This is a genomic window from Bradyrhizobium sp. 31Argb, assembly GCF_043638955.1.
Classification (GTDB): domain Bacteria; phylum Pseudomonadota; class Alphaproteobacteria; order Rhizobiales; family Xanthobacteraceae; genus Bradyrhizobium.
Genome location: NZ_JBEGDB010000060.1, coordinates 24,363 through 34,048, shown reverse-complemented (window position 1 = coordinate 34,048; position 9,686 = coordinate 24,363). Strand labels below are relative to the sequence as shown.

Annotated in this window: 12 protein-coding genes; 3 read left to right on the top strand and 9 right to left on the bottom strand. The window is 59.8% G+C overall.

Annotation, left to right across the window (positions count from 1 at the left end):
• The 8 genes from AAFX91_RS14725 to AAFX91_RS14690 all read right to left on the bottom strand — a co-directional run.
• Positions 1-363 (bottom strand): alpha/beta fold hydrolase (locus AAFX91_RS14725; protein WP_394566948.1); only part of this gene is annotated, 363 nt, incomplete at its 3' end.
• Complete coding sequence (locus AAFX91_RS14720) at positions 360-1,076, bottom strand: isochorismatase family protein (protein ID WP_394566947.1); 717 nt, start codon at positions 1,074-1,076, stop codon at positions 360-362. The genes AAFX91_RS14720 and AAFX91_RS14725, both read right to left, overlap by 4 nt.
• 33 nt (positions 1,077-1,109) lie before the next feature.
• On the bottom strand, positions 1,110-2,321 hold the full coding sequence (locus AAFX91_RS14715; RefSeq protein ID WP_282531696.1) for an FAD-dependent monooxygenase: 1,212 nt from the start codon (positions 2,319-2,321) through the stop codon (positions 1,110-1,112).
• Positions 2,322-2,359: 38 nt separating this feature from the next.
• Entirely contained in the window at positions 2,360-2,848 is a 489-nt protein-coding gene (locus tag AAFX91_RS14710; protein ID WP_394566946.1) for a (2Fe-2S)-binding protein, read from the bottom strand.
• 1 nt (position 2,849) lies between these two features.
• Positions 2,850-3,719, bottom strand: coding sequence for an FAD binding domain-containing protein (locus AAFX91_RS14705; RefSeq protein WP_394566945.1), 870 nt, complete (start codon positions 3,717-3,719; stop codon positions 2,850-2,852).
• A 2-nt stretch (positions 3,720-3,721) separates the two neighbouring features.
• Positions 3,722-4,159, bottom strand: coding sequence for a CoxG family protein (locus AAFX91_RS14700; protein ID WP_245475674.1), 438 nt, complete (start codon positions 4,157-4,159; stop codon positions 3,722-3,724).
• Between the two features lie 16 nt (positions 4,160-4,175).
• The gene (locus AAFX91_RS14695; protein WP_394566949.1) at positions 4,176-4,565 is read right to left on the bottom strand and encodes a molybdopterin cofactor-binding domain-containing protein; all 390 of its coding nucleotides are present in this window, start codon (positions 4,563-4,565) and stop codon (positions 4,176-4,178) included.
• A complete protein-coding gene (locus AAFX91_RS14690) occupies positions 4,520-6,433 on the bottom strand; it encodes a xanthine dehydrogenase family protein molybdopterin-binding subunit (protein WP_394566944.1) in 1,914 nt (637 codons plus the stop codon). Before AAFX91_RS14690 ends, AAFX91_RS14695 begins: the two co-directional genes overlap by 46 nt.
• 191 nt (positions 6,434-6,624) lie before the next feature.
• Here AAFX91_RS14690 and AAFX91_RS14685 point away from each other — a divergent pair, with 191 nt between their 5' ends.
• Together AAFX91_RS14685 and AAFX91_RS14680 are read left to right on the top strand one after the other, a co-directional pair.
• On the top strand, positions 6,625-6,753 hold the full coding sequence (locus AAFX91_RS14685; RefSeq protein ID WP_283813493.1) for a hypothetical protein: 129 nt from the start codon (positions 6,625-6,627) through the stop codon (positions 6,751-6,753).
• 130 nt (positions 6,754-6,883) lie between these two features.
• Positions 6,884-7,351, top strand: coding sequence for a MarR family winged helix-turn-helix transcriptional regulator (locus AAFX91_RS14680; protein ID WP_165420968.1), 468 nt, complete (start codon positions 6,884-6,886; stop codon positions 7,349-7,351).
• 690 nt (positions 7,352-8,041) lie between these two features.
• On the opposite strand, the gene AAFX91_RS14675 is transcribed toward AAFX91_RS14680, so the two are convergent.
• Entirely contained in the window at positions 8,042-8,260 is a 219-nt protein-coding gene (locus AAFX91_RS14675; RefSeq protein WP_394566943.1) for a hypothetical protein, read from the bottom strand.
• A gap of 555 nt (positions 8,261-8,815) precedes the next feature.
• Here AAFX91_RS14675 and AAFX91_RS14670 point away from each other — a divergent pair.
• Entirely contained in the window at positions 8,816-9,679 is an 864-nt protein-coding gene (locus AAFX91_RS14670; protein ID WP_282531702.1) for a helix-turn-helix domain-containing protein, read from the top strand.
• The last annotated feature ends 7 nt before the right edge of the window (positions 9,680-9,686 follow it).

Genomic DNA, 9,686 nt, shown 5'->3' with positions numbered 1-9,686 from the left:
CCTGCCACCCGAAAACTTGCCGATCCTCGAATGGCTCGGTATCAAAACGTCAAAATCACTGTGATGAACCACTAGTCCGAGCGCTTCAGCGAACCCGATAAGGTCGGATGCGCATGCGTCGAGCGAATAGTTGAGGTGCGGGCCGCTTTCGGAAAGGCCGCGACCGCGGACATCGAGCACGAAAACGTCGTGTCCGGAGCACAGGCGCTCTGCGATGAAGGCCCATTGCGCCGCAGTCGTCGAGATGCCGGGGACAATGACGATCGCCGGCCCGGACCCGCCGAACCGCAGATAATGCTGCCGAATGCCGTTGGCACGCACATGCGCGCCGTAAAGCAATCCGGATGCCGCGGCGCCGCTCACGTCCGCCGATCCTTTGTGTGGTCATCCGACAGCGCGTGAAGCCGCTCGATGGCGGCCTGCGTCGGCATGACATCCGCGTATTTGCTGGCGATATCGAACAGGTTGACGGCGTGGGACGTGGGCGAGCGGTCGTAGACCGCGTCGCTCGGCACAATTGATTTGAAGTTCAGCGCGCACGCATCCACGACCGACGCCCGCACGCAGCCGCTGGTCGTGCAGCCGGTCACCACCAGCGAGTCGACGCCGGCACCGATCAGATACGTCGCAAGCGGAGTGCCGAAGAACGCGCTCGCCTGCGTCTTCGGCAGGAGCAACTCGCCGGGCTCCGGAGCCACCTCACGGACGAAGTCATAGCCCTCGGGCGGGATCCGCATGATACCCGGGATCTTCGCGGAGAACGCGCCCTGGTCCTGGCCCACCTTCCGCGCGACATGCGGGAAAATCACCGGCCAATTTTTCTCGCGAAACAACGGCACCAATTCGGCGATGTGTGCGATGGCATGCCAACCGGCCTCGCCGCAGCTGGTGGGGTATTGCTTGATCGCTTCGCGGATCGGCATCGGCCGGTCGCCGACCGAACGATACTGCACGTCGATGACCAGCAATGCTGGTCGTTTGCCGAATCCCGCCGCGCCACCCAGCCCGGCGAGCGCATAGGTCTCGCGCTCGTCCAGCGGTATCACATCGTCCCAGGGTTGCTTGGTGCCAGTCACTGTTGCGCTCCAGCGGTCCCAATCGTGAGCACGTCAGTGAAGCGGCACGGTGGTCGCGTCGTACTGGTAGATCCAATCGTATCGCGCAGCCGTCGCTTCCGGCGCCCATTGGGTCTTGATGTAGTTACCCGCTGTTTCGGCCTTGCACAGTGCCTGGTTATGGAAGATCGGCAGCATGCCGGCCGCGGACTTCACGACCTTGGTGGTACGATCGAGCCGCAGGCCCTGATACGTCTTGAGTGCCGCCGCGATGTCATCGGGATTCTCCTCGAAACAACGCGCGAGGACGGATGCATCCTCCAGGGCCATGTTCACACCCTGCCCGAGGTACGGCAGCATCGAATGGCAGGCGTCGCCGAGCAGGGTGATGCGTCCCTTCGACCACGTACCCAGCGCCGGCCGCACGAACAGGCCCCACTTATTCAGGGTATCCACATTCTTGACCAGCTCGATGATGTCCGGATGCCAGCCCTCGAAGTCCTTCAGGCATTCCTCGACCGAGCCCTTCTCCGACCAGGATTCGAGCAGCCAATCGTTATGGTCGACCTGGCCCGAAAAGGTCATCATGACCGTGTTCTGCCAGCGCACTGGATAGGCCGTGACATGCGCGGTGGGCCCGATCCAGGTTGCCACCTCGGGTTCGCGCTGATGCGGCGCAAGGCGGTCGACCGGCACGAGACCACGCCAAGCGATGGCCTTCGTGTACTGGCTCTCGATGTTGCCGATGAGACCAAGACGGACCTTCGAATGAGCACCGTCTGCGCCGATCAGGGCGCGCCCTTCGATTTCGGAGCCGTCAGCGAGCTTGGCCCGAACCCCTTCGTCGTTTTGACTGAAGCCGACAACGTGGCCGTTCAGATGAATGGCACCCGGCTTCAACTGACGCACGCCGTCAACGAGGATCTTCAGCAGGTGAGCGCGCAGCAGCAAATAGGGCTGGTTGCGCGCCGCGTCGGAGCTGCGGTTGTAGAGGGGCCACCTATCACCGGTGTTCCAGAGGCGGATCGAGCGTCGCTCGGCCGCGATGCAGTTCTGCTCGACCTGTTCGGTGAGGCCGAGATCCCGAAGAACGCGCACGCCGTTCATGGAGATCCAAAGACCCGCTCCCACCTCGCGCAACTCGGACGCTTGCTCAAACACGTCACAGTCGATGCCGCGACGAAGCAGCGATAGTGCCATCGCCAAGCCGCCAATGCCGGCGCCGGCAATGAGAACGCTTGATTTACTGACCTGTTCAATGCTCATGGCATCTCCAAACGATAATTGCGCTATCTCGCAACGGGTTAGGCGGCATCTTCGGAGACTTGCTCGACGGCAAGGCTCCTTACGGCCTCGAAAATCTTGGTGTATCCGGTGCAACGGCAAAGGTTGCCGTGCAGGTAGTGACGGATTTGTTCGTCGGTGGGGTGCGGCGTTGCCTTCAGCAACGCTGTGACCGCCATGATGAAGCCCGGCGTGCAGAAGCCGCACTGAAGGCCACCGTGAAGCACGAACGCCTTCTGAATCCGCGACAGGCCATCGGACGGCGTCACGCCCTCAATTGTCGTGATCTCGCGCTGATCGACATCGACGGCGAGTGTGGTGCAACTCGAGATCGGTTCACCGTCGAGCAGAACGGTGCAGGCGCCGCACACCTCCATGTCGCAGGAGCGCTTGGTTCCCTTCAGGCCAAGGCGATCCCGGATAAGATCGATCAATAGCGTATGGGTCGGAACCTCGATCGCGATCGCCTGACCGTTCAACGAGAATGAAATGGGCAGCACATGTGTCATTTCACGCGCTCCCGCCTGCGGCGATCGCTTCTTCGGCGTTTCGCAGAAGCAAGACACCTGCAAGGTGGCGCTTATAGTCGGCGCCGCCATGCCGATCCTCGTTGACTTCAAGCTCATCCAGCGCCGTCGGGAGCACCGCCTCGATAGCCGGGCGGACTTCGGCGACGGATATGCCCTGGAGGGCGTCTTCGACGGCCTTCAGGAGCTGAGGTCGCGAACCGAGCGCTCCGACCCGCACGCGGGCGCTTGTGATCGTCCTTCCGCCGGCGCCGAGCGACCAGGCCATCGCGACATTCACCGAGGGCCTCTCACCATGCTTGAACCGCCGATAGGTCACCGGCCCGGTAGGGCGCGGAAACGCAATGACCGTCAGCAACTCATCCGGCTCCCGCACCGTTTCCAGCTCGCTCCGGATGAAATCGTCAGCGTGAACGACACGCGTGCCGCTGGGGCCAATAAGCACCAGCCGCGCGTCCAGCGCCGCGAGCATAGTCGGCGGATCGGCGTGGGGCTCTCCGAAGCACAGATTGCCTCCGATCGTTCCGACGCTGCGGACCCTGACGTTTGCGACGTTGGCACAGAGCGAGGACAGCGCCGGCACGTACTCGCGAATAACAGGATCACTGGCGATCTTCTTGTGCGTACAGCGTGCACCGATTTCGATGTCATTCGCATCGTTCAGAGCAATGCGATCAAGTCCAACGATTTCCTTGATGTCGACAAGCCGGTCCGGACGGATGACGCGCATCTTCATCGCCAGCAGCAGTTCAGTTCCGCCGGAGTAGAACATGCCGTCGCCGGACTCCCCGACCGCACGCACGGCGTCGGCGATCGTCGAAGGCCTCTCGAATTCGAAGGGTGACGGCAGCATGATCAGGTCGCGCCCAGCATTTCTTTGAGCCGCTTCTCGAACTCTTCGAAGTTCTGATCGACGCGACGCTTGATGACGCCGAACCCCATAGTCGCGAGGCGACCTTGCACGTCGACCTTCGCGTCCACAGCGAATGTGGACCCCGCCCCTTCCGGCGTCACGGTCACGTCGAGAACAACCGCCAGCCTCGTCCCGGTGATCTTGTCGCGACCCGTGGCGCGCGTGCGGACGTGAGACGGCTCCGTTACCGATTCAACGATGATGTCGGCCGGGACCTCGACCTTGAAAGGACCGATCTTCTGTTTGACGGTCGCTTTGTAAGTTGCAAGCCGCTCGATTTCCTCGACGTTTTCGCAGCCGGGGATGCAACCCGATATGCGAGGGATGTCGAGCAGCGTGCTCCAAAGCTCCGCCGGCGTCGCTGGCACCACCATCGACATATTGAATTCCATGAATTCAGCTCCTCTTCTGCAGGGCGCGCCATACCTTTTCGGGCGTCATTGGTAGGTCGGTGATCCGAATGCCGTAGGTGGAGAACAGCGCGTTGGCGATCGCTGGCGCGACCGGGAGGATCGCTCCCTCGCCCATTCCCTTGGCGCCGCCTGGACCAGGTCCGTCACCATTTTCGACAAGGATGGTGTCAAACACGGGGGGAACGTCGGAGATGCGCGGGATCGAATAATCGATCGGCGTCGCATTGATGGGTTGGCCATCCTCGAACTCCAGCACTTCATAAAGCGCGTGTCCGAGGCCCATGACGGCAGCCCCCTCGTCCTGCCCTTCCGCGGCGACGCGATTGATTACGCGGCCGACGTCAGCGGCGCTGGCATATCGAGGGACTTGGATTTCGCCGGTGTCTTCATCGACAACGATTTCAGCGAGGCCCGCCGAAGTCTCCCAGAACAGGGGGGACTCGACCAAGGCGCCTTCCTCGAGCGCGGCGTAATCGCGCCGCGGCCGATGACCTCTCCCGAGTCGACACCCAACGTGCGGTGAAAAATCTGATGGAAGGTGAGAACCTCCGATCCAGTCGATACACCACCCTCAACGAGCGACAGGTTCTCCCGGGGAAGCTCCCAGACGCCAGCAACCATTTCGAGGATCTGATCAGCCGCGTCGAGTGCGGCATTCTCGACGGAAAGGCCGACGACAACGGTCGATCGGCTTGCGCCGGTGCCCCAATCGTAAGGGGCGACGGCGGTATCGGTGCGCAAGACGGTTACCGCCGAGGTCGGCTGCTTCAAGGTCTGCGCCGCGATCCGCCCCATTGTCGCGTGTGCACCCTGGCCGACTTCGATGCTGGAGACCGAAACGAGGATCGACCCGTCGATCTTGAGACGTACGATCGCGTTACTGATCGGCGTATTGGCCGGATCGGTTGCGGCGACTGCCAGTCCGCGCGCCTGCTGGTTGGATGCTTGCACCTCCGATGCGAACGACTGGGTCACCCGACCCATCAGCTCGCCCATATCCATGTCGAGCGCCCGCAGATCGGGGCGGATGCGTTCACCGCGGGACGCCAAATTCAGCAACCGAAACTCGGCCGGATCCATGCCGATTGCCGCCGCAACATTATCCATGTGCGATTCTTTGGCCCAAACGGCTTGCGGTCCTCCGATCGAGCGGAATGCTGCACCTGGAACGGTGTTCGTGTAGACCGCGCACGCCTCGAGACGCAGATTGGGCACCACGTAAGGGCCCATGATGCGATTTGCCGATTTCGTGGCGACGGCTGAGCCTGTGTCGGAATATGCCCCTCCATCGAGCAGCAGTTTGGCGCTCTTGGCGACGATCCGTCCCTTGGCGTCCACAGCCGTTCGAATCGTGATGTCGGCGCCCAACCTTCGGCAGGTGAGCATTGAGTCAGTCATGGATTGCGCAACGCGAACCGGGCGCTGCACCTTCCACGATGCAGCGGCAACCAAAGGCTCGATCTTCACCGAGGCCTTGCCGCCGAACCCTCCGCCGACAAACGGAACGATCACGCGGACCTTGGCCAACTGCAGCCCATAGAGTCGCGACAGCACCTTCTGAACAGCGGTCGGCGTTTGTGCACCTGCCCAGACCGTCAGGGAATCGCCCTGGAAATCAGCAATGACCGCATGCGGCTCCATTGCGAAGTGAGAAATGGCTGGAAAGGTGAAACGATCTTCGTGGATGTAGGCCGCAGCCGCCTCCGCAGCCTCAACGTCTCCGACGTTATTCCGGTAAGTGTGGAATATATTGCTGTTCTGGGTCGGCCGGGCGCCGCCCTTAAAATAGAAGTCTTCGAGATTTTCGTGGCGCTCATGGATGAGCGGCGCATCTTCCGCCAGGGCTTCCCGGATGGTCGTTGCGCGCGGAAGCTCGTCGTATTCGACATCGACCATTTCTGCGGCATTTTCCGCGATCTCGATCGTCTCCGCGATCACCACTGCGACGGGCTCGCCCACATATCGCACGCGGTCGGTCGCGATGATCGGCCGGTCTTTAAGCACGACGCCCCAGCAACCGAACGAAGCGACATCTTCGCCGACGAGCACGTCCACGACGCCGTCCATCGATCGTGCGGCGCTCGTATCGATCGAAACGATGCGCGCGTGAATGGCCGGCGAGCGAACCACAAACCCGTGCAACATTCCCGGAACCGTCAGGTCGGTAACGTACTCGGCGCGTCCCGTGACCTTCTCAATCAGGTCGGGTCGAACGGAACTCATGTTGTCAGTTGCCGACATCCGCAAATCCGATGGTATCCAGATGCCTCCGCCGAAGGTTGCAGGGGCCTGCTTGGCTCCTCACGAAGGCAATCCGCGGACGCTAAGCTATTTAGCACTCGCATGCAAGCGCTGCACTTGTACACAATTGGTGAGATCGTGTGCATCGGCCCCAGAATCGGAGGCAGGGCGCAACAATTCGCTTGCAGCCAATGTTCACCGCCGCGCGGTTTCAATCCTTCGATGTTCTAGATTTCAGCGCCCGGAAGACCGATGCGCCGGAAAAAGGGCAGCCGTCGCCGGAGCGCCTCGACGCGGCAAAGCGCGATAAAGCGGACTGAGGTCGAACAAAGATGGATTCCTGAGTTCAACGAATGTAGACAAACGACCGGCGCCGAAGACTTTCGGAGCTGAACATTCACACTTTTCTCAAAACGAGCTAAGGCAACGTGCCGCGAGGGGACGAAAGTCGTGCAACCGAAAACAAAGGGGCGCTCGGCGGAGAGGCTGAAGGAAGCTGTACAGTCCTACAGGCTGGATGACGCACCGGGCTTCTTATTGCGCGTCGCGCTCCGTACTCACACGTCCATCTTTGCCGCGAAGATGATTGAAGGACTAACTGCACCCCAATTCTCAACGCTGGCGAAATTGAGGGAGGTCGGACCTTGCTCTCAAAACCACTTGGGACGGCTGATTCACTACGACTCAGCCACGATCACCGGCGTTATCAATCGTCTCAAATCCCGCGGCCTGATCAAGAGCTCCGAGGATCCTTTAGATCCACGACGGCGAGAAATCGATTTGACTGAAAAGGGCAGGCGGGTAGCGGACGCCGCGATCGAGACTATCGGCGAGATTTCAAGCGAGACATTCGCTCCCTTGACCCGGGAAGAATTTCGAACGCTTACCGAAATCCTCAAGAAAATCATACGCCGCTGAGCCGGCCGCGGTCCACATTACGATCATCGATGAGCCGAATTCGCTGGCCAAACGTTTTAGCCGACTGTGGTGAGAGAAAATGGCCCGGCGATGGAGCCGGGCCAAGTAAGGGGAGGAAGCGAAAGATAGGGATCTCTCGCGAACGCCGAATGCAGATTTCGATCGAAGATGGCTCAACGAACGATCTCAGCGGCAGAACTATCGGACATTCCGCACAGCATTTTGTACCGAAGATGATGCCACTGCATGACTTTTCCGACATCTATCGCACGGATCTCGGTCACACACCGACAGTGCCGCGAAGAGATCAGCTGCGACCAAACCTGCTACAGTGAGATATTACCTGAGTGACTATCCTCTATTGCTTCTGCGGAGCGCGCGGATAACTTTTGTTCTGAAGCGCGCCAGGTCGAAGAGGAGTTTTGGTACTCTCTTAGCCGCAATCGCTTTGCCCTCGATTGCGAGATGGAGAACTCGGACTAATCTAGCGAGACCGAGTTCTATAAATGCCTCCCGAACATGCAGGTCATTGGCTATCGTGAGTTGGTTGTTCACTATGACGATGGACGACCCTAGATTAGGCTCCCTCTCCAGAACGAAGTCTCGGCATGCTGCCGCAAACTCCTCCTCTTGAGCGCTCAAAGGTACACTGAAGACACTCCGAGCATTTTCCGCCATATTCCAGGTCCTCTATGAAGAGCCGGCGGCGAGACAGCTGCATGCTGCCTTTCGCTTTTCGGTTTCTAACCGCTCACGCGCTTCGGCGCTTTCTTCCCGCTCGGCAACACGCCCAGTTCGCGCATCGATCCAAGGCCGAAAGGATGTATCGGACACGTTCGGCTCCTGCGTTTCGATAAAGAGACCCGAGGGAAGCGAGCCAATCGGCTGTTTCATTTTGGTCTTGGTCATGCGATTGCGCATTGGCCACCTTGATCGGCGGATCGATGCGAACGGTCATTCTCGCAGCTCCAGCGAACTCCTTCCTTGGTAGCATTGAGTTGCCCGGTATATTTTGCCGAAGATCCTACCCATCTGACAGAATGCGCAGCTAAAGGGGCGCGCTATCGCCTATACTCGGCATTCTCTGCCGCGCCGCACATAGGAGCAGAGCCGATAAGGAATCATCTGCACGAAACGCATGGAGCGGGCCATTCTGCCGCGGCCGGATTGACACGCATTAATTGCAGGCGCTTTCGTTGCGCAACTACGCGCAAACTGGCTGGGTCAAGGCTCTCTCAACGATCCGCAGGCATGATGCCAAGCGGCGACCGCAACCATCAGCGACCGATCGCCTGGCGGCCGCGCGTCAGGCGGGCCGCATTCAGTCTTCTGCCGCGAATTTTCCCTCGACCGCCTTACTTTTCCGTGACGATAATGTGTCAGCGGGCTATCCTTTGAAGGGATCCTCCGCCGGCCCTATCGCCGCCTAACAGATTGGAACCGCAGTCTCCACGAGTGAATTCGATGCACAAGTCACCCGCTTTTGAAACGGATCACGGCTTTGCCCGAATGAATTTGCCGGACCTTCGGATCAATTACGATCCGATCGATCCAGACCAGTTCGACCGACCAATTGTCTCCTTCTGCATCGAGACAGGCCAGGACAACGATGAGCTACCACTTCATTCGCACAAGAAGGGGCAGTTGGTGGTCGCCTCTCATGGATCGGTCATGTGCCGTGCACCGGGCGGACTATGGATCGTTCCGCCGCAAGGTGCCGTGTGGATACCCGCGGGAGTTCTGCACAGCAACCGCGTGTCAGACAACGGAAAAGTCTACGTCGTCTTCATCGATCCGCTGGCGAGTATGCTTCCAACCACTTGTTGCACATTCACGATATCGTCGCTCGTCCGCGAGTTGATACATCGATTATCCGTATTTCCACCCTTGTATCCGATCGAGGGACCGACAAGTCGACTCGGGCGCGTATTGCTCGACGAACTGGTGCAGATGTCCACCGAACAGATGTACCTACCTATCTCTACCGATAGTCGACTTCAGCATTTGGCCGTCTCCCTTCTCAATGATCCTGCCGATCGGAGCACGGTCGAGGAGTTGGCTGCTCGATATGCGATGAGCGAGCGCACATTCGCACGTCTAGTATTCAAGGAAACCGGGATGACGTTCGGGCGCTGGCGACAGCGGCTCCACATCCTGGTCGCATTGCAGCGCTTATCGGCGGGATCTTCGGTTCAGGCCGTCTCACTCGACTTGGGCTATGAGACGCCAAGCGCCTTCATAACGATGTTCAAGAAGACAATGGGAAAAAGCCCTCGCCGATTCCTTGCTGAGCGGTCCAGTTTCATCAGCCACGAGCCGTTCGCATAACGCGATA